The 20,007-nt window shown below is 65.8% G+C and carries 13 protein-coding genes and 1 tRNA gene; 3 read left to right on the top strand and 11 right to left on the bottom strand.

Features of this window, described 5'->3' with window-relative positions; translation table 11 throughout:
• The 8 genes from M3C25_RS04625 to M3C25_RS04660 all read right to left on the bottom strand — a co-directional run.
• Nucleotides 1-828, bottom strand: an 828-nt coding sequence (locus M3C25_RS04625; protein WP_259855200.1) for a CPBP family intramembrane glutamic endopeptidase, incomplete at its 3' end; no start/stop codon positions are given.
• A 102-nt stretch (nucleotides 829-930) separates the two neighbouring features.
• Entirely contained in the window at nucleotides 931-1,851 is a 921-nt protein-coding gene (locus M3C25_RS04630) for a lytic transglycosylase domain-containing protein (RefSeq protein ID WP_239557014.1), read from the bottom strand.
• On the bottom strand, nucleotides 1,848-3,950 hold the full coding sequence (locus M3C25_RS04635; RefSeq protein WP_259855201.1) for a hypothetical protein: 2,103 nt from the start codon (nucleotides 3,948-3,950) through the stop codon (nucleotides 1,848-1,850). Before M3C25_RS04635 ends, M3C25_RS04630 begins: the two co-directional genes overlap by 4 nt.
• A complete protein-coding gene (locus M3C25_RS04640) occupies nucleotides 3,943-4,809 on the bottom strand; it encodes an anchored repeat-type ABC transporter permease subunit (RefSeq protein ID WP_259855202.1) in 867 nt (288 codons plus the stop codon). Before M3C25_RS04640 ends, M3C25_RS04635 begins: the two co-directional genes overlap by 8 nt.
• Nucleotides 4,806-5,573: an anchored repeat-type ABC transporter ATP-binding subunit gene (locus M3C25_RS04645; RefSeq protein WP_259855203.1), complete on the bottom strand. Its 768-nt coding sequence runs from the start codon at nucleotides 5,571-5,573 to the stop codon at nucleotides 4,806-4,808. The genes M3C25_RS04640 and M3C25_RS04645 overlap by 4 nt, the downstream gene beginning before the upstream one ends.
• A gap of 11 nt (nucleotides 5,574-5,584) precedes the next feature.
• Nucleotides 5,585-6,550 (bottom strand): choice-of-anchor M domain-containing protein, encoded by a 966-nt coding sequence (locus tag M3C25_RS04650; RefSeq protein ID WP_259855204.1) that lies wholly within the window; start codon nucleotides 6,548-6,550, stop codon nucleotides 5,585-5,587.
• The gene (locus tag M3C25_RS04655; RefSeq protein ID WP_259855205.1) at nucleotides 6,547-8,088 is read right to left on the bottom strand and encodes an anchored repeat ABC transporter, substrate-binding protein; all 1,542 of its coding nucleotides are present in this window, start codon (nucleotides 8,086-8,088) and stop codon (nucleotides 6,547-6,549) included. The genes M3C25_RS04650 and M3C25_RS04655 overlap by 4 nt, the downstream gene beginning before the upstream one ends.
• A gap of 5 nt (nucleotides 8,089-8,093) precedes the next feature.
• Entirely contained in the window at nucleotides 8,094-10,592 is a 2,499-nt protein-coding gene (locus M3C25_RS04660) for a choice-of-anchor M domain-containing protein (protein WP_259855206.1), read from the bottom strand.
• A gap of 360 nt (nucleotides 10,593-10,952) precedes the next feature.
• Between M3C25_RS04660 and M3C25_RS04665 the strand changes: the two genes are divergently transcribed.
• On the top strand, nucleotides 10,953-11,990 hold the full coding sequence (locus M3C25_RS04665) for a GNAT family N-acetyltransferase (protein ID WP_259855207.1): 1,038 nt from the start codon (nucleotides 10,953-10,955) through the stop codon (nucleotides 11,988-11,990).
• A gap of 12 nt (nucleotides 11,991-12,002) precedes the next feature.
• Here M3C25_RS04665 and M3C25_RS04670 read toward each other — a convergent pair whose 3' ends face one another.
• The 3 genes from M3C25_RS04670 to M3C25_RS04680 form a co-directional block, all read right to left on the bottom strand.
• Nucleotides 12,003-13,493, bottom strand: coding sequence for an alanine/glycine:cation symporter family protein (locus M3C25_RS04670; RefSeq protein ID WP_259855208.1), 1,491 nt, complete (start codon nucleotides 13,491-13,493; stop codon nucleotides 12,003-12,005).
• A gap of 265 nt (nucleotides 13,494-13,758) precedes the next feature.
• Nucleotides 13,759-16,059, bottom strand: coding sequence for an AAA family ATPase (locus M3C25_RS04675; RefSeq protein ID WP_259855209.1), 2,301 nt, complete (start codon nucleotides 16,057-16,059; stop codon nucleotides 13,759-13,761).
• A 631-nt stretch (nucleotides 16,060-16,690) separates the two neighbouring features.
• Nucleotides 16,691-16,766 (bottom strand) — tRNA-His (locus M3C25_RS04680).
• Nucleotides 16,767-16,968: 202 nt separating this feature from the next.
• On the opposite strand from M3C25_RS04680, the gene M3C25_RS04685 reads away from it, so the two are divergent.
• The gene (locus M3C25_RS04685; protein WP_259855210.1) at nucleotides 16,969-18,633 is read left to right on the top strand and encodes a hypothetical protein; all 1,665 of its coding nucleotides are present in this window, start codon (nucleotides 16,969-16,971) and stop codon (nucleotides 18,631-18,633) included.
• Nucleotides 18,634-19,098: 465 nt separating this feature from the next.
• Nucleotides 19,099-19,917 (top strand): hypothetical protein, encoded by an 819-nt coding sequence (locus M3C25_RS04690; protein ID WP_259855211.1) that lies wholly within the window; start codon nucleotides 19,099-19,101, stop codon nucleotides 19,915-19,917.
• The last annotated feature ends 90 nt before the right edge of the window (nucleotides 19,918-20,007 follow it).

Genomic DNA, 20,007 nt, shown 5'->3' on the forward strand with positions numbered 1-20,007 from the left:
CCAGCCGGTCGCGGCGGTGAGCCAGAACGCGGTGCCTGACCAACTCGTCTGCGCGACTACGAGATTCGAGGCGATGTAGGCGAAGACGGTGTTGAGCACCGTGTGGGCGATGATCGCCGGGATCACCGAACTGCTCAGCACCCGCAGGGCGGTCAGCGTCAGCGACGCCAGCCCGAGGTTCATGAGCGTGACGATGACCGCGCGCTCGCTCATCTCGCCTAAGTGCAGGTAGGTCAGCATGAGCGGGGCGTGCCAGATCACCCAGAACACCGCGATCACCCCGGCCGCGGTGCCGGTGCCGAGGCCCGTCAGCCGGGTGTGCAGGTAGCCGCGCCAGGCGATCTCCTCACCGGTGACCTGGACGAGCATGAGCACTGCCGCCAGCGGCAGCAGGGTGAGCACCGCGAGCGCATCTGCGCCGATGTTCAGCGGCTGCCAGCCGGCGAACGCCCCGATGCCGGTCGACACGGCTGCAACGCTCAGCAGCACCGCCAGCGCTGCGAGGCTGCCGGTCCACGGGCGCCCGGTCGTCAGCCCAGCCTGGCTCCTGAAGCCCGCCACCGCCTCGGGCGCGGCGCGGGACCGGGTGATGCGGTCGGCGATGAAGCACGTCAACGCTGGGGTCCAGGCAACGGTGAGGATGACGACCGGCAGGAGTATGGGATCGGCGCCGAACCAGAACGGCACGACCGCTGCGGTGCTGATGGCCAGCAGGATCGCGCCGATCGCGATGACGTCAGCGGGGATGCTCGCCGCAGCCTCCAGCCGCTCGCCGGTGAGGCTGTCCGGGGTGGGGGTCGGTGCGGTAGGGGCGGCCGGGATGGTCATGGCGACTCCTCGTCGTCGAAGCTGTGCTTCCACTCTCGTCGCTGCCGCGTGCTGCCGGGATGGAGGTGCCCGCCGCCTCGGGTGGGGAAATCCCCCCGATCCTCAGCCGGCGCCCGGGTGCGGTGTGCTCGGCTGCGCTCCGGGCTGGTGGGAGGGCCCGAACCCTGGGGGCTGGGCCCCGTCAGTGGCTGGTGGCTGGGTTCCCGCCTGGGCCGGCTGCGGTGGGGTCAGCGGGGCGCCGCTGCTGGCATGGGCGGTGCGGTTGGCGGCGTCGAAGACCGCGCGGACGTAGGCATCGGATGGGTTGTAGGCGAGGATCGCCTGGGTCCAGCCCTCCGGGGTGGCGAGGTTGCGCTGGCCGTTGCACAGGTACTTCGCCGCCGAGGCGGTGGCGTCGTCGATGTTCTGGGCGTCCGCGGTGCCGTCGCCGTTGCCGTCGATGCCGAAGGCCTGCCACGTTGCCGGCAGGAACTGCATTGGCCCGACCGCCCGGTCGAAGTCGCGGTCCTGATCGAGTCTGCCGCCGTCGGTGTCGGTGATGCGGGCGAGTCCGCGGCCGTTGAGCTGCGGGCCGATGATCGGCTGGGCGGCAGTTCCTGCGGCTGTCACCGAGGTGCCGCCGAGGGTGCCGTGGGCGGATTCGACGAACCCGATGCCGGCCAGGGTGTTCCAGCGCAGCCCGCACTGCGGGAACTGGCGGGCCGCCCAGATCTCGGCTGCGACATAGCTCTGCAGCACCCGGGCGGGGATGCCGGTGCGCCTGGACTGGTCGGCGATCCACTGGGAGGACACCTGGGTGCGCTGCAGCTGCGCGGTGTCTGCTCCCCCACCGGCGTCCGGGCCAGCCGGTGCCTCCTGGGCTGGGGTGGGCACCGCCTCGGCGGTGGGCCGCGGGTCGTGCGGTGACTGGGCTCTCGCCCGCTGGTGGGCGCCGACGAGGTCGCTGAGGAAGAGCATCGTGAGCACGGCCAGACTCAGCCCGAAGGCGATGAGCCCGACGGCGCGCAGGCGGGCCGGCTTCATGTGAACCTCCCGGGGCTGAGGCTGCGCACAAGCAGCAGGGTTCCCCAGCCGGCGGCGGTGAGCGCGATGCCCATACCGAGGCCTGCCACCAGCCACATCCAGGCAGCCGGGCCGGTGACGGCCGGTGGGGGTGCCGCCTCGGGGCTGGGCTGCTGTTCGGGCAGGTCCGGCTGGGCGAGAGTGGAGGCCATCGACACGTCGGTGCAGGTTCCCACCAGGGCGGCGAGCGCGGTGTTGGTCGCCACTGGGGAGGCGACCTCGCCGACGGAGAAGTGCAGCGGGACGACGATCTCCTGGGCCGAGGTGCTGCTGTTGCCGGTGCGAATGACGGTGTTGACGGTATAGGTGCCCGGTTGGGTGAAAGCGAAGCGGGGGAACTCGGTGCCGCCGGCCGGCACACTCATCGCCGATCCGGCGGCAGCCAGCAGGGAGCTGTCGCCGAACTCATCGGTGCCGATGAGGGCGACGTCGCCGGGCCCTGCGACGGTGTCGATGCCAACCTCGACGCTGCCGCGCAGCTGCCCGCCGACAGCCGCGATGCCGATCGCCGGTGCGCTCATCCCGTCCTGGGAGCTGGCCCACAGCTCGTCACCGGGTTTCGCGATGTCACCGAGTCCGTCGTCGCCGACGGTGAGGGTGGCGGTTGCTGGCAGCACGTAGTCGACATCGGCGAGCTGGCGGGTGACCGGGGTGTGGGTGCGCAGGTCGGTGAGTTCGGCGCGCGGACCGGTGAAGTCGTGGGTGATGGCCAGCTGGGTGAGCCCGGAGCGGACCTGGACGCGCTGGCCTGCGGCTGCCGGGGTGCACATGAGCCCGAAAGCCGGCACCACCGGAGCGGAGATGCTCTGGACGAGCGGCAGGCCGGGCACCGGAGCAGAGGCGACCATATCGGAGCCGAACACGGCCCCTTGGTCGGCCAGCGTGCGCCGCTCCTCTAGGCTCAGACCGCTCTCAGGATCGGAGTCGCGGCTGTCCGTGTCATCGCTGTCGGTGTCCTCGCCGGTGTCGTCGTCTTTGTCTCCGTCGTCACCGGTGTCGGTGTCATCGGGGTCGCCGGAGTCGTCGGGGTCCTCGGACTCGTCGTCGTCCGGGGCGGCGTCGGGGTCGCGCGGATCGGGGCAGGTGCGTGCATCAGCGCCGCGCAGCCCGTAGTGCAGTGTGGTGGCAACGGCCGGTTCCTTCCTCCCCGCCGCGGCGATGTCGAGGCCCAGGCAGTGCGGGCCGGTGGTGGGGAACGCGGCGTCGAAGACGAGCCGGGTCGGGTCGGTCATGCGCATCGTCACGGTCTTGGCGTCCCCGGGATGATGCTGGGTGCCGCGCGGGTCGGCGGGGTTCGTCAGCTGCACCTTCTCAGCACTGCGGATGCGCACCTCGACCCAGTCGCGGGCTCCCGAGGTGCTCTCGGCTTCCGCGCCCGAGGCGGTGGTGCCGGTGAGCTGGTCGATGTCGAGGGTGATGTCCTCGGCGATCGCACCGTCCTCGTGCTTCTCGAGCTTCCGGTCGAGGTCACTGGCCTTCGCCCACTCCCGGCCAGCGCGGGTGAAGGCCCCTTCTGGGGTGATGTGCACGGCACCCTCGCCTGGACCGGGCTTCGCCTTCGGGGTGGGCATCGGCTGCGGTGCGATGTGGGGCAGCTCGGTGTAGTCCGGGCAGGTCGTCGCGTCGCCTGCACCCGTGCCGCTGGTGGTGACGACGGTGTCGATGGTGCGGCGCTGAGTCTTCTCACCCTTCTTCACGACAGCCGAGACGCGCACGCCCAGGCAGGCACGTGACTCCAGGCCGGTGACCGGCAGGTGGCCGGTGGTCTGCGGGCGCATCTGCACAGCTGCCGGCAGATCACGGCCGGCGAGCTCCGCCTCGGGCACGGTCGAACGGTCGATGCGCACGGTCACCGGACCGAGAGCACGCGCGAAGGAACGCGTGTCGACGTGCAGGCGAGCGGCGCCCTCACCAGTGGTCTTCAACGACACGGGAGCGTCGGCACTGTCGGTGCCCGGCGCCTCGGCTGCGGTCACCGGCACCCAGCCGAACGCGACGTGTGCGGCGGCAAACAGCGTGACCACCAGCAGCGATACTGCCTGCCGGAGGGTCTTAGGCATGGGCGACCACCCGCTGGCGGCCGCGCATGAGCAGGCCGTGGCGTGGGGCGATGACCCACAGCACGAGGAACACCGCGGTGAGCACCAGGACGATGGTGCCGCCGACGGGCAGATCGAAGCCCCAGGACAGGTACAGGCCGGCGAATGCGCCGACCGCACCGATGACGGGGGCGAGGATCATCATCGAAACAAGCCGGTCAGTCAGCAGGCGGGCGGCGGCGGCCGGGGCGATGAGCAGGGCGAGGACGAGGATGTTGCCGATGGTCTGGACGGACACGACGATCGCCAGGGTGACGAGCACGTAGAGGACGATGTCGAGCCAGAACACCGGCAGGCCCATGGCGCGGGCGAAGTCGCGGTCGAGGCTGACGGCCACGAGTTCCTTGTGCAGCACGACGAGCAGCGTGATGATGAGCGTGCCGGTGATCGCGACGGTGTAGACGTCGCGGGTGGGGATGCCGGTGATCGAGCCGAACAGGAAGTCTGTCAGGGAGCCGCCGTAACCGGGTGCCTGGGAGATGATGACGATGCCGGCGGCGAAGGCGGCGACGAAGAACACGCCGATGATGCTGTCCTCCTTCAGCCGGCGGTTCTGGGAGAAGATCGCGACGAGGATCGCGGTGCACACGCCGGCTACCGCCCCGCCGAGGACGAGGGAGCCCTGCAGCACGAAGGCGATCGCCAGGCCGGGGAACACCGAGTGGGCGACAGCGTCGCCGATGAAGGACATGCCGCGCAGCACGACGTAGGTGCCGACGACACCGCAGATGATCGAGGCCATGACCGCCATGAGCAGCGCCTTGGGCAGGAAGGCGAGCATCGGGTTGGTCAGGTCGGAAAGGAAGTCGATGAAGCTCATGCGATCAGTCCGATGCTGGTGAGAAGCGGTGAAGTCGCCGAGACGCTGAAGGTGTCCATCCACGCCTGCCGGTCGCGGACCTCATCCGGTGTGCCCTGCTGGCGGATGGTTCCGCGCAGCAGCGCGATCTGCGTGCAGGTGGCCATTGCTGAAGGCAGGTCGTGGGTGGACATGATGACGGTGCGCCCGTGTGCGGCGAGCCGGCCGAAGAGGCCGGTGAGCAGTTCGGCGGTCGGCATGTCGACGCCGGTGAACGGCTCGTCGAGCAGCAGCAGCTGGGAGTCCATCGCAAGTGCCCGGGCGACGAGCACCCGCTGGCGCTGCCCGCCGGAGAGCTCGGCGACCGGGCGACCCCGCACATGGTCGAGTTCGACCTGGGCGAGCGCGGTGTTGACGGCCTGAAAGTCGGCGACCTGCGGGCGGCGCAGCCAGCCCAGCCGTGAGGACCGGCCGGTGAGCACGACGTCTTCGACGCTGATCGGGAAGTCCCAGGTGAATTCGTGGCGCTGGGGCACATACCCGATCCGCCCGCGCAGCGCTGCGGCCGGCTTGCCGGCGACGCGGATGTCCCCGCGGTGCGGGAGGAGCCCGAGGATCGCGCGCAGCAGGGTCGTCTTGCCCGCACCATTGGGTCCGAGCAGCCCGAGGAACTGGCCGTGCTCGACGGTGAGGTTCAGTCCGGTGAGCACCGGCCTGCCGCCAAGGTCGACGGTGAGCCCGGCGACCGTCAGTGCCGCGCCCGAGGCGGTAGCCGTGCTGGTCACGTCTGCCTGCCTCACTGGCCGGTCCCCTGGCTGCTGTCCTGGGCTGCCGCGGCGCGCTTCTTGGCGCGTGCGGTGCCGATGACTGCGATGGCGGCGACGACGAGGAGCACCGCGCCGACACCCAGCAGCACGAACATGAGCGGATCGGCACCCGACCCGGCCCCCGCCTCGGCGCCGGCATCGGCATCAGCCTTGCCGGCCGCATCACCGTCGCCGCTGTCCTGACCGCCGGTGTACTCGGCGCTCATCGCCTCATCGGTGCTGGCGGCATCGCCGACGGCCAGGCGCAGCACCTGCCGGGAGGAGACCTCGTTGCCCGAGGCGTCGGTGAAGGACACGCCGACGTCGAGGAGGTAGACGCCGGGCTTGGTGAAGACCCAGTTGGCGTGGGTGTGGGTGTTGTTCTCCACGAAGATCTTCTGGTCCGCGCCCTTGCGCGAATCCCACAGCTGCTCGGGTTCGCCGAAGCTGCCGTTCTGCAGGTACAGCACCATGTCACCGGGCCCCTGCATGCCGTGGTATTCGAGGTTCATGCCGCGTTGGGCGGTCTGTGTGAAGGCCGGGTCCTGGGTGTTCCAGCCGACCCAGATGAGGCCGGGCTTCTCGACCTGCGGGATGAGCCAGACGTCTTCGCCTGGCTTCGCGCCGATGAAGGAGTACTGCTCGTCTTCGGGCATCAGCATCTTCGCGCCCTCGTCGCTGACCTTGAGGACGGTCTTGTCGAGGCTGCGCCACACCGGCGGGGCTTCGGTGTCATCGCGCATGACGAGCTGGAACTCGCTGCCGACCTGCTTGGGCCCGATGTCGACGTGGCCAGCGTCGAGGACGGCCTCGTCGTCGACGAGCTTCTCCTCACCGGTGACAGTCTGCTCGAGGTTGGGGTCCTCGGTCGGCTGGGCGAGTGCCGGGGCGGCGGCCGGGCCGATGATGAGGGCGGCGGCCAGGCAGGCGGAGCTGAGGGCGGAGCGGATGGTCATGACAGGCACCTCGTGAGTGATCGGGCGTTGAAGCGCATGAGCTCTTCATAGGTCGTAACGGTGTCATCGAAGGCATCGGAGTAGATCGGGCAGACGTCGATGCCGGTGACGGAGGCGAGTTCGCGCAGCGTCTGCGCACGGCTGGCCAGCTGGGGTTCGAGGAACACGGCGGGCACTTTGAGGTTGCGCACCGTGTCGGTGAGCCGGACCATGTCGGTGATCGACGGTTCGGTCGACGGGTTCGGGGTGACGAAGCCTGCGACCGGGATGCCGTAGTCCTTGGCCAGGTAGGCGAACGCGTCATGCGTAGTCACCAGGTGGCGGCGGGACTCGGGGATCTCGGCGATCGTCTTCCGCACCTCGTCATCGAGCGCATCGAGCCGGTCGATGTATGCCTCGGCGGCGGCGTGGTACTCGTCCCTGTGCGCAGGGTCCTTTGCGATGAAGGTGTCGCGGATGAGCTTGGCGTAGGCGATCGCGTTCGTCACCGAATGCCACAGGTGCGGGTCGATCTCACCGTGGACGTGTTTGCCGAGCACCGCCTGCGGCAGCAGGTACACCGATGAGCCCCTCGGCCCGAGGAACCCGGCCCCGGACGGGATCTCCTGCCAGGCCTTGTTCGTCACCTCGATGACCGCGTCCGAGGCGGGGATGTGCCGGTGCTCGACCGTCCCGCCGCTCGTGTCGTCGTAGACGATCTCCATCGCCTGCTTGTCGAGGTTCATCGTGACATCGGCATGCCCGCCGGCCAGCCGCTGACGTCCGGCCAGCTCGGGGATCTGGGACGGGTCCTGACCGACGACGAAGGTGAACGTCGACTCCCCGACCCGCTTCTGCGGCCCGTCGGCCTCCGGCCGCACGCTGCCGGCGAAGGTCGCGGTGTAGACGCCTGGTGCGGAGAACGCCCAGCTCAAGTGCGTGTGCGCATTGGCCGGCAGCACCGCCTCGTCCTCACTCGGGTCGACACCGTCGCTGGTATCGAAGTACATCGACGTCTGGCCCAGACCCTCGGTGAGGAACCCGTGCATCGTACCCGGCCCGGAGAATCCGGTCAGCCGCAGGTGCATATCGCTTGTGCGGTCGGCGCCGAACCGGCTGCCGTCGCCGTGGACGCGCAGGCCCAGCCAGATCGTGTCGAGCGAGACGTCCTCGACGAGCGGGATCACCTCGGCGGCGTACTTCACCGCACCTTCGGCCAGGGCGACGTTCGCCGCCTGCGGGCTGATGTTGGAGTCGAGGGTCTTGATGAGCTTGTGCTCTTCGAGCAGCACGTAGTTGGAGAACGCGACGTCGGCGTAGACGATATTGCGCACATCGCGCAGCGTCGGCTCATAGGAGTGCGGGTCCGCCCCCGGCGGCACGAGGCTGGCGACCTGCACGTGCTCTCCGCCGACCTGGGCGGCGATGTCGGCGATGACGTTCGTCGTCGCCACCACCTGCAGCCTGCCGTCCTCCGGGTGCGCGCTCAGCAGCGGCTTCGCCACGCACCCGGAGATGGCCAGGGTCAGGGTCGTGCACAGTGCGGCCAGCCGGCGCATGCGCCTCAGCTGTCTTCCTTTCGGCGGGCAGACAGGAGCACCACGCCCAGCGCGATGAGCACCGCGCCGCCGGCGACGTAGTAGCCGATCGAGCCGGCACCGGTGCGCGGCAGGTTCGAGCAGTCGACGTAGCGGATCTTGGCGCCGGCCGGAACCGGGTTGCCGCCCTTGTCCGTCATCGTCCCGGAACTGCCCGCGCCCGAGGCGCCGGCACCGGCCGGTGCGCTCGACGGGGTTGCCGAGGCGCTCGGATCGGCTCCCGGCTGGCCAGCTTCGCCTGGCTGGCCCGGCTGTCCGGGAGCACCGGGCTGACCCGGCTGGCCCGGCTGTGCGCCGGCGGCCTGTGCAACGGCGCCGCCAGCCTGGGCCGCGCCACCGGCGTTGGCGTCGCCGCCGACGGTGAAGTGCAGGGTGCCCGAGGCGCTCAGCTGCTCACCGGCTGCGGTGGTGACGGTGAAGGTGATGTCCGCGGTGTACTGTCCCGCTGCGGTGAACACCCAGTAGCCGTGCTCATGGGTGCGCATCGGGATGTCGTAGGAGTCGCCGGCCTGCTGGAAGACCTGCTTGACGTCGGTGCCACCGAATCCGCCACCGCCGACGAACACGTTGAGCTTGCCGGGTCCGTTGACGGAGTCGAGGCGCATGTTGACGGCCGAGGCGTTGTTGACGAGCTCGGGGTCCTGGGTGTTCCAGCCCAGCCACGGCACACCGGTCTGCTGCACCTGGCTGATCATCCACACCTCGTCGCCGGGGTTGCCGACGAAGTCGAAGCCCTGATCCGGCAGCGGCTGCTTGGCCGCATCGCCGATGAGGAACTCGACGTCTGCCGGGTCACGCCAGGTCGGCGGCGCCTCGCGGTCGTCCTTGAGCTGCGCCTTGACGGAGTTCCCGCGCATCCGGGGGCCGAAGTCGAAGTGTCCGTCGGAGACCTGCACGCGCTCACCAGCGGGTGCCTCGTCGCCTTCGGTGCCCTGGCCCTCGGCGCCGCCGCCGGCGCCGCCACCAGCACCGCCGCCACCGGAGGCTCCGGTGCCGCCGTGTCCGTTCGGTGCGGAATCAGGGGTGCACACGGCGTAGGTCTTGCCACCGGATCCGCCAGATCCCGCGCCCGAGGCGCCGGTGCCGCTGGCACCGGAACCGGAGCTGCCAGCACCGCTGCCGGAGCCGCTGCCGCTGCCGTTGCCCTTGGCGTCAGAGTCCTTCGAACCGTCGTTCTCGGAGCCGTCCTTCTCTGACCCCTCGCCCTCATCGGGCGATTCGGTCTCATCAGGCGTTGCGGTCTCGTCGCCGCCGGGCTCATCCCCGCCGTTGTCATCGGATTCGTCCTCGGCGGAGCCGCGGACCTTGATGACGAACTCGTTCGAGGCTGCGATTCCACCGCCGTCGACCTGGTAGATCGCCCGCACGCGCATGCCGTCGTGCTTGTCGGTGATCTCGCGGATCGTGTAGGTGTTGTCGGCGTTGTTGCCCTGCCGGTTCCAGTGCTTCGAACCGGCTGCAGCGGTCTCCCAGTACAGCACGCCGATGCGATCGCTGTCCTGCAGCACGGCCGAGAAGTTCGCCGGGTCGCCCACACGGTAGTGGGTGCGGTCGCCCTTGATGCTCACCCGCGGCAGATCGCTGTCCTCGGGAGGCGTCTGGCTGGGATCATCGGTCGGCTCGCCGGTGGGATCCTCGGTCGGGTCCTCAGTCGGCGGGTTGTCGATCTCCGTGAGCTCGTCGGCGTAGTCGTTGTAGTCACCGACGACGAAGTAGTAGTCCTGTCCGGCACTCGTCGGCTGTCCGCCCTTCGGGGTGGCAGTCGCGGTGAAGTGCAGCTTGTAGATGCCCGGGTGGGTGAACGTCCAGTTCGCGTGGACGTGTTGGTTCGCCGGCTGCTGGTAGGTGCGGTGCGCATCGTCGTTGAGCGACAGAATGCGATTTGCCCCTCCGAATGTGCCGAACTGGAAGAGTTCGACATTGGCGCCTTCAGGCACGCTCGACTTGGCCGGATCGATCGACATGGTGACCGGCCCGTCGATGTCAGTTTCCCGGATGTCCTGGGTGTTCCAACCGGCCCAGATGCCGTCGTGATTCTGGACCTGGGGAATCAACCATGCTTTCTTGCCGGCTGCGCCGGTGAACTGGAACTGCGGTGTGTCTGGCAGAGTCGTCTGCAGCTCGTCGTTGACGTTGAAGAACAGCGAGTCAGCTGCGTGCCGGGTGTGCGGGCGGTACTGACCTCCTTCCGGCGCCCAGTCGACGAGGCTGAACATGTGCATCTGACCTCCGGTCAGGCACATCGCCACGGAATCGGAATGCTCAGTCGTCACGACGTTGCGCTTGCCGACCTGGGGCACGTCGTCCCACAGGTCGGTCCGGTCATCCCCGCAGGTGCCGGCAGCGGCGGGGGCGACGGCGGTGTCACCCGGGGCCGGAGCGGCGAGCGCTGAGGTGGAGAATGGCGCGGCGATGAGTGCTGCTGAGGTGGCTGCTGCGACGAGGAATCGCCGGATGGAACGCATGGCCAGAACCGCTTTCTTTTATATGAACACTTAGTCAATAAGTCGGGTTGTCGTGCACAGCGTACGCCCAGAAATCCGCAGGGTCATATGTAAGTACGTTCACGTAATTACGTGCATATACACCGATATGAAGCCGATTCTGCGCGAGCTCAGCAACCAGGCGGAAGGTCGATGATTCCGGTGCGATCCACACGCGCCACAGGCGTGGTAGCGTCGGCAGCTATGACGATCATCACGCTGCTGCAGGGCGTCTGAGACGACCCTGCCCGCTGACTGTTCCGTGTCGAGCACCGTCGCTCCACGGCGGTCTCAGCGACCCCACCTGATCATCACTGTCATCACTGTCCGAAAGGCCCCGTCATGCCTGCCTGCACCGTCGCAGAGGTCGCCCGTCCTTCATCACCTGACCACCCCGACTGGCTCGACCACCGCCATCTCGTCCGCCTCGGCAACGCCGAGACCATCGGCTCCGGCGAATGGGACACCGACCCGGCCGAGGACTACCGCTCCGAGGTCGCGAACACGAACCTGCACGTCCGCCGCTGGCTGGCCCGCGACGGCGAAACCGCCCTCGGCCATGCCCGGCTGGGACTGCAGCTGCGCGATACCGATGCTGCTGCCGAGCTCGCTGTCTTCGTCCACCCCGACCACCGCGGCCAGGGCATCGGCCGCCGGCTCGCCGAGGCGGCACTGACCGCTGCCCGCAGCGCCGGCGCTCGGCTTGTGCACGGCTATGTCTCGACCCCGGTCATCACCGAGCCGAGTGCGGTCAAGCTGCTGCGCTCCCCCACCGGGCACGGAGTCGTGCCCGCAGACCACCCCGGTGTCCGCCTCGCGCGCGGCCTGGGGATGACGCTCGGCCAGATCGAGCGGGTCTCCCGGTATGAGCTCACCGGCAGCACCGAGCTGCTCGAACGCGCGTTTGCCGACGCCGAGGCGTCTGCCGGGTCCGATTACCGGGTTCACCTGTGGGAGGGCGGAGTTCTCGACGACCGCCTGGAGGCGATGGCGGTCCTCGTCCGCCGCATGTCGATCGACATTCCGCACGGCGGACTCGACATCGTCGCCGAACGCTGGGATGCCGAGCGGATCCGCGATGCCTATGTCGAATACGCCGTGACCGGTGAGCTCGTCGCCTACAACGAGCTCGCCAGCCCGGCAGCCTCACCGTCCAACGCGGTCGAGCAGTGGGACACGCTCGTCGCCGGCCCGCACCGCGGCCACCGCCTCGGGAAGCTCGTCAAGGCGGCCAACCTGTTGCGCCTGCGCGTCGAGGTGCCCGAGGCGCCCTACGTGATGACGTGGAATGCCGCGGAGAACACCCCGATGCTGCGGGTGAATGAGGAGCTCGGCTTCACCGGCTTCCTCGCTGAGGCGATCTTCGAGCTCAGGCTCTGATCGCCTGCTGGCTCAGCGGTTCTTCTGCTTCGCCTGGGCCTGCTCGTCCCAGAACTTTGGGCGGGTCACCTCATCGGCACCGTCCCAGGCTTCGATGCCGCGCTGGTCGTCGAGCTGCTCACGGCTGAAGACCGGCTCGCGGTTGTCCTTGCGCTGGCGCAGGTAGTCCTTGAGCAGCCACACGGCTTTGCGGCCGAGCAGGATGACGGCCACGAGGTTCGTCAGCGCCATGATCGTCATGAACAGGTTCGCCGCCTCCCACACGACCGGCAGGGCGAGCACGGCGCCGACGAACACGGCGATGAGCACGATCGCGCGGTAGACGCTGAGCACCCAACGGCGGTCGGTGAGGAACTGGATGTTCGTCTCGCCGTAGTAGTAGTTGCCCAGGATCGAGGAGAAGGCGAAGAGGAAGATCGCGATGGTCAGGAAGTGCACGGCCCACTGGCCGAGCTGGCCCGACAGCGCGGTCTGCGTCAGCGAGGCGCCGGCGGCGGTGCCGTATTCGGGGTTGGACAGCAGCACGATGAAGGCGGTGATCGTACAGACGATCATCGTGTCGAAGTACACGCCGAGGCTCTGCACGAGTCCCTGCTTGACCGGGTGCGACACCGAGGAGGTCGCTGCGGCGTTCGGGACTGAGCCCATGCCGGCCTCGTTGGAGAACAGGCCGCGCTGGATGCCGGTCATGATGATGAGGCCGACCCCGGCGCCCATGACCGGGCGCAGGCCGAAGGCGTTGAAGACGATGAGCTCGAACATGCGCGGGACTGCGTCGAGGTTCATGAACACGACGATGATGCCGAGGATGAGGTAGAGCACCGCCATGACCGGGACGATGATTGACGAGAGCATCGAGATGCGGTGCACGCCGCCGAGGATGATGACGCCGACGAGCAGGGCCAGGCCGATGCCGATGACGATCGCCATCATCTCGCGGCCGGCCTCACCCTGGGCGCCGAAGGAGGTGCTGGTGGCATCGACGATCGAGTTCGACTGCACGGAGTTGAACACAAGCCCGTAGGTGATGGCGATGATGACAGCGAAGAACGCGCCCATCCACTGCTTCCGCAGGCCGAGCTTCATATAGTAGGCAGGACCGCCGCGGTAGGCGGCCTGGTCCTTGACCTTGTACAGCTGACTCAGCGTGGATTCGGTGAACGCGGTCGCCGAGCCGATGAGGGCCAGCAGCCACATCCAGAACACCGCACCGGGGCCGCCGACGGAGATCGCCAGGGCGATGCCGGCGATGTTGCCGGTGCCCACGCGGGAGGCGGCGGAGACGCAGAAGGCGCGGAACGAGGAGATCTGCTTCTCCCCTGCCGAGTCGCGTCCGGCCGATTCGCCGATGACCCGGAACATCTCCGGCAGCAGCCGCAGCTGCACGATTCCGGTGCGGATCGACAGGTACAGTCCGGCGGCACTGAGAACGGCGATGAGGACATAGGTCAGTGGGGTGTTGATCGTCGTGATGACGTCGATGATCGGCGAGTCGTCGCTCATAGCAAGCCTCCTTGATCGATCTCCTGAGTGTCTCATGTGTTGACACTGACAAGACGGGTGAGTCGGCCAGGGCAGAAAGTGCGCTAAAGGCAACGTAGGACGACAGCCAAACACTACCTCCTACGCTCCCCCAGTCAGAACAACCTTCCGCACCCACACCGGAACCAAACGATAAAAGGCGGGTAGACCGGTAGCGTCGCGACGCCTACGCCACAGCTATTGTGCGCATGTTTCTTCCACTTAAAATAGGCTCCGCGGGCCCGACCTACGCAGAATGAATAAACTCCAAAATCCTCTTACCATGATTAGCAACTTCACGGTGATCAGCACATTGCGCAGCAACGTAGTCTGGCTGAGTCTCGTGGTGGAAACGGCTAGCGTAAGCGTTCATCTCTCGGAGTTCTTCAACGCGAGAGGCCATAGCTGCACAGGGGGAGTCTGAACCTGATGAGTCCTCAATTGCTGTGATTGCTGAACCTAACGTCACTCCAGTCGGAATCACCTCCGGATACTTACGATGCAGATAACCTTCAAGCAAGGGGCGCAAAGCAATCGCCCCGGACTTCACATCATCAACGCCGTTGAGCTCGCCGGACACTACCCCTGAAACAAGCTTGTAATTTCTCAAATAATCAGATTGACAAAGAGCATCCAGGTCGATGGGTCCAATATCAGAATAGTGACCGCTAGACATCCTTAATGAGACTTCGGTCACATCGGGAGCGTCGCCTGATCTCAACAAGCGATCCCGTACGCCCCTGAGGAAGTGGCCATCGTGCGCCATCAGAATTAACTGCTTCGCCTCACCCGAAATCTGTTCAATAACTTTCATAGTGTGTTCGCGACGAGGCGCATCAAGGCTACTCATAGGGTCATCGATTACGACAATCTTCTCACCCAAGTCTGGATCAGCAAGAGTAGAGGCTGCGAAGAATGCAAAGCCCATAGTCTTCTTGTCTCCTTCGCTTAAGGCGGTCGCAAAGGTGGGTCGACCCCCGCTCAACTCAATAGACTCCCCTCGCAAACGAATCTGATACTCAACGCGCGGGGCCTGACCTAAGTAATTATGATTGAATTCCGCTATCCGAAATTCCGCATTAAAGGCAGCCAAATGGTCATTAATCGTATCCTTGAACTGAATGAGCGTGTCCTTCATGATCTGATTAAGCTCGCCCCGAGCTTCCTTCTTGGCCTTCCGAGCGTTCTTCAAGCTGGTTTCAGCAGCACTCAGCGTGGAGAGCAATGCGACAGTGTCTGCGTCATACCGTAACTTCACGAGACGCAGATTATCGAGTTCATCGCGCTGCTCATCCAGACTAGAAGCATCCAAGTTCTTCTTGTACTTATCGATATCGAACAACGTTGAAAGAATCACTTGATTCTCTTCTTTATAAACGTTCGTAAAACGATCCCACTCCGCTTGAAGATCTTCAATCTGACTATCTTCGACGCACGCATCTCCTAGAGACGCCTCCTTTCGTAAAAAGAGCGACTCCAGTGACTCCCTGAGGTTTTCTAAGGCAAGGCGAGCAAACTCGTCTTGACTATCGTCCAGATTTGGAATCCGAATATAGTCTTTCCATTGTTCCAAAATCTCGTTGTTCCGCGTGCGAACCTTTGCGAACGCGCCAATTTGACTAAGATCAGTCCGCTCCAGAACCTGCCGCGCCGTCCGCCCCACACTCTGTTGCAAATCTGTGTACGCTTGGTCGAAGTAGATCTTATACATATCTAGCAAGTCAACTGCGGACGTGTCCTGTCCACAGAATGGGCAATGATCGTCGTTGGCAATATCCAATCCCTGACGAATCCAGGCCGCTGAGTTCGCATCTTTCAAACTAGCGAGATGATCAGACACTTTAGCCGCTGCTTTGGCGTGAACGCTTTCGAGGGTCGAATTCAGCACCTCGACTACCTCACCGATGTTCAATTTTGGAATTTCATACTGTTCGGGTATCGGCTGACGTTTAATATCAGCGGACCGGACCAGCTCACTCAAGCGCTTTTCAGCCCTTTCGATCTTCTGGTCTATCTTGGTGTCTTTCTTGAGCGCACGGAACTGCGGTACCGCCATTTTCCCTGCTAGAAGCGCTTCTATTTTTTGCCGCACTTCCTTTACGTCACTGCTCTCTCGTTTCTCCGCCAATGTGGCCTTTTGCTCGCGCTGTCGCGCCTTAACTGCTGACGAACCCAGAGCGAAGTCGAGCAAATTCGCTCTCTGGTTGCTCGTGACCTCATTTCCAGTATGGACGTTCGAGTTAACAAAATGGCCGTCATATACGAGGATCTCAGGGGCGTACCCGCTCCATGACCCGTTCCTGTACTCGGCAAGTGCAGACTCAAACAGGAGTTTCGCCGCTGGTTGTACCTGGCCGCCGATCGTGATGCGATCCTCGATTAAATCTGTGTCTCGGGTTGCGCACGATGTGAGCACGCTGGACAGGGTCGACTTTCCACGACCGTTCTCGGCGTAGAGTAAAGTGTTCTTGCCGAAAAGGTGCCTAGCGCCTCCATTGGCTCGACGTAGAAGCCCTACGCCCTCAACATTGAGAATCTTGGTCAGCATACTTGCCTCCTTGCCGCACGCTCCGTCCTTTGGATCGATGGTACACGGCTAACCGGAAACAAAATGAAAGTGCAAAAGCGAGTTGTCGGTGCGCAAGGCGGACTGGGGTTGTTGCGTCTGCGTATTTCGTACAGTGGAAGGCGCCGCAACGCTGTAGTGACCAAGCTAATCATGAGTTGGGCAAGGTACTCCGAATTAGTGTCGGAAATCTATAAGATCCAGCTGTCTGCCCAATGGGTCGTGATTGCGGCCGATTCCATCCACGTCGGCCGGAGAATTTTGCGCCAGAGAAGGGTTTCGGGGATCGCACAACTGCGCCCCAGGTTCGGGATACTCACGTCTCACGCTCATTTCGCGCTTTACCGTTAACCGAACAACCTGAGCGAATCGACCTGACGCCGGTAGCACACACTCGCCGGGTCCCGCCTCCTTGTCGTCAATAGCTGCATGCATAGGAGCAGGTCAAAACGAGACACTGTGCGGGCACCAGCGAGACCCCGAATGAGAGTCTCTCAAGCATGATCGTATCTGGCGGTTCTCACGTGCAACCCGGAACGATGACGCGAGACATCAACGTCAAAACAAAAAATCTCGGGGCACCGCGCAAGCGATGCCCCGAGACCTATACATATGGGGTGGCTAACGGGGCTTGAACCCGCGACCCCCGCGACCACAACGCGGTGCTCTACCAACTGAGCTATAGCCACCATCGCTGCCTTCAGACAGCATCGACTATCTTAGGTCCTCACCCGGCCAAGAGCAAACCGGCTTCTGGGCCCGCTCTCAGGCGCGCAGGACACGATCGGATCGCTGCCAGATAACTATTCGGACTCGGCCAGGCCTTTCAGCAGATCGTGTCCCTACACTGGGATCGACCCTTCCCCGCCGCATCCTCCGAGGTAACTGTCCATGCCCATTGCGCACGTGCGCGTCGCCGCCGACCGGACCGTGCAGGTCACGGCCGCCGGCACGACGTCGCAGCACCCCGATGTCGGGTCTGCGATCGCGCACCTGACGGCGCTGGCGCGCGAGCAGGGCAGCGAAGTCACCGTCAAGCTCGACGACCACGGGACCGAACGGGCGCTGCACATCGACACCTCCGGCAGGTTGCGTTCCGTGCCCGAGGCGGAGGTCGCCTCCGCACCCGAAGCCGCCGCAGATTCCGGGCAGGGTGGCGAGGAAGACGCCGCTGATGCCGTCGGCGATGACGCCGACGGGCCGCAGTATCCGCTCACCGCCCCCGAGGCGCAGGCCGACTATCCGGTGCGCGACCGGTTCTCCGGTCCGGCCGACCCGACCGGCCCGCCGACCGGCTCGATTCCCGAGCAGAAATCCCGGCACAACCCCGGCCGGCAGCAGGCGGACAGGCAGCGCCAGGCGCAGGCCGGCACACCTCGGCGCCGGGCCAAGCGGGCACGCAGCCGGCTGCAGATGAGCGGGCTCACCGTTCCCACGCTGGTGCTCGCGATCCTCCTCATCATCGCCTTAGCCGCCTACATCATGCCGCGCATCATCGGCACTCCGGAGAGCCAGGCGCCCGAGAGCATTCCCGCCGCGCATGGGGCGGCGACGCAGCAGAGCCTGTCGATGGCCACCGGCAGCAGTGCGGTGCCCGGCTTCGAGGCCACCCCGGCGTGGGAGGAGACGATCCCGCCCGGCGCCTCGGTCACGGCCACCGCCCGCGGGGTCGTCGTCGTCACGAACTCCCAGCTGCAGGTGCTCGATGCGCGCACCGGCCAGCAGCGCTTCGAGACCGACATCGACGAGCCGCCGAGCTTTGCCGTCGACACCGTCATCGACGGCCGGTCTTCGCTTGTGTGGCGGATCGGCGATCGCGCCTACGCGCTGGTCGACGGCAGCCATGAGCCGTATGAGTACGAGCTGCCGAGTGGTGCGAGGATCTCGTCGGCGGGGACGAATGTGCTCATCAAGAACGGTGATGAGCTCTCGACCTTCGCCCGGGACGGGCTCACCCATCTGCCGACACCGGCTGCCGGGTCGACGCCGATGGCCCTTGACGGCGGAGAGCTCGTCAGCGCGACATTCGCCGGCCCGCTCACCGTCACCGATGTCGAGTCCGGTGAGGAGCGCACGCTTGACCTGGAGGCCCCGCGCGATGATCTGCAAATCATCCGCTGGGTCACCGCCGGACACGGCAAGGTTGTGACACTGTGGGGTCAGCCGGGGGCAAGCACGAACTCCGGGCACCGGATCCAGCTCGTCGTCCATTCGCTGTCCGATGGCACGATCGCCTCGACCGTGTCGACGACGACGGACACCGTCGGCGAGGCCGACTGGGTGCGCGGGCAGGGCTACCAGTTTGCCGTCATCGGCCCGTACCTGTTCTCGATGGAGGACGGACTGCTCGTGCGCGACGGTTCGGAGTCTAACGCCCGCTTCTCTGAACCGCGCGGCCATGTGGTACCGGCCGTCATCGACAATACCCCGGTTCTCGTCAGTGCCGACACTGCCTGGAAGGTGCGCACGAATCTGCTGGCCGTCACCGCCGCCGACGGCTACGCCATCACCCGGGAGGGCGCCGATCGAGTGGTGGGATACCGCAGTGAGCAGTGACCGGTCAGTCGCATACGCCGTTTCTCTCACGGTGCCGACGGGCGGCTCGAATGCCGCCCCGTTTCGGGGCCTCGCTTTGGTTCGCCCTTTGGCCGGCGGCTATCATACTGTTGGCCGTCGATGCATTCTTGCAATGCAAGACGTGACCGGCGACGAATTCTGCCAGCGAGCCCTATAGGACAGATGCATACCCCACACCGCACCGCCGCAGCACGCGTTGCCGCTGCGATTGCTGTCGTTGCTGCCCTGAGCGTGCCGCTCACCGGCGCTGTGCCCGGCGTGGCAGGGTCTGCTGAGGCTTCGGCAGTTTCCACCGGAGCTTCTTCCCCCAGTGGGCCGGTGCCGAGCGCAGAACCTCATGGCCCGTCCAGCCTACGAAGCCCGGACGAGAGCAGCATCAAGGGCAGGTCCGAGTATCGGAAGATCGACGGCGCCGTCCAGTTCGTCAAAAGTCACGGCGGTGTTGTGAAACCCGGCGATTTAGACAGCACTTTCGACTGCAATATCAGCAGCTTCGATCCCGAATGCTCTGTAGATGACGACGGATTCCTCATCGTCGCGAAGTCCCACCATGCTGAGCCCGCATCGAGTTCGATGCCGCGGGCCGGCGAGCGCATCAAGTTCAAAGACGATCCGCAGATTACTTTCGAATTGGGATCCGACCGGAAGCTGAAGGTCACCTCTGACCCGATCCCTCTTGAATCACTCCGCCATTCGAACCCGCCTTCACCGTCTCCAACAGCGACTCCGACGCCGACAGGCGACCCGACGCCATCCCACGGGCCCACGCGCGAGCCTTCGCCAAAACCGACGACCCCTCCCCCACACGACGATCCGCCGACTGACGATGACCTGCGTCGCGAGCCCGACCCAAGCGAGGACGACCAGCCGGACTCCACAGCGCCGCCGAGCAGCCCGGAGGACCCGAACAGCGGCAACGGCCGCCGGTCCATCCGCGTCCCCGGTCAGGCTGGCAATGATTGGGCCCCTACGGGTGACGGCAGCAATCAGCAGCCGCAGTACAACTACGCCGACCCGGTCCCGCGAGCTCCCGATGACGATGAGTCCGCGACTGACGATGCCATCAGCGCCGAGGGCTCCCCTGGTGGGCAGACTGAAAGGTCGGCTGAAGCGGGCGCTGACAGCGCCGATGACGATGCCGCCGACCTGGCCAGCGCGACCGGTTCCGGCTGGGCGATCGGCGGGCTCGTCGGCATCGCCGCGATGGCCATCGGCCTCGTCGTCTTCTTTCTCGGCCGCAGCGACCGGCGCCGCGCGCACTGACCTCACCTTGCTGACTGGCGCACTAACTTCGCTGCTCCAATAGGGAGCAGCCGTGCCGACGGGCTGACGGCCGGCGACAGCTCCTGAGAG

It is taken from the genome of Brevibacterium luteolum, from assembly GCF_025147615.1.
Taxonomy (GTDB): domain Bacteria; phylum Actinomycetota; class Actinomycetes; order Actinomycetales; family Brevibacteriaceae; genus Brevibacterium; species Brevibacterium luteolum.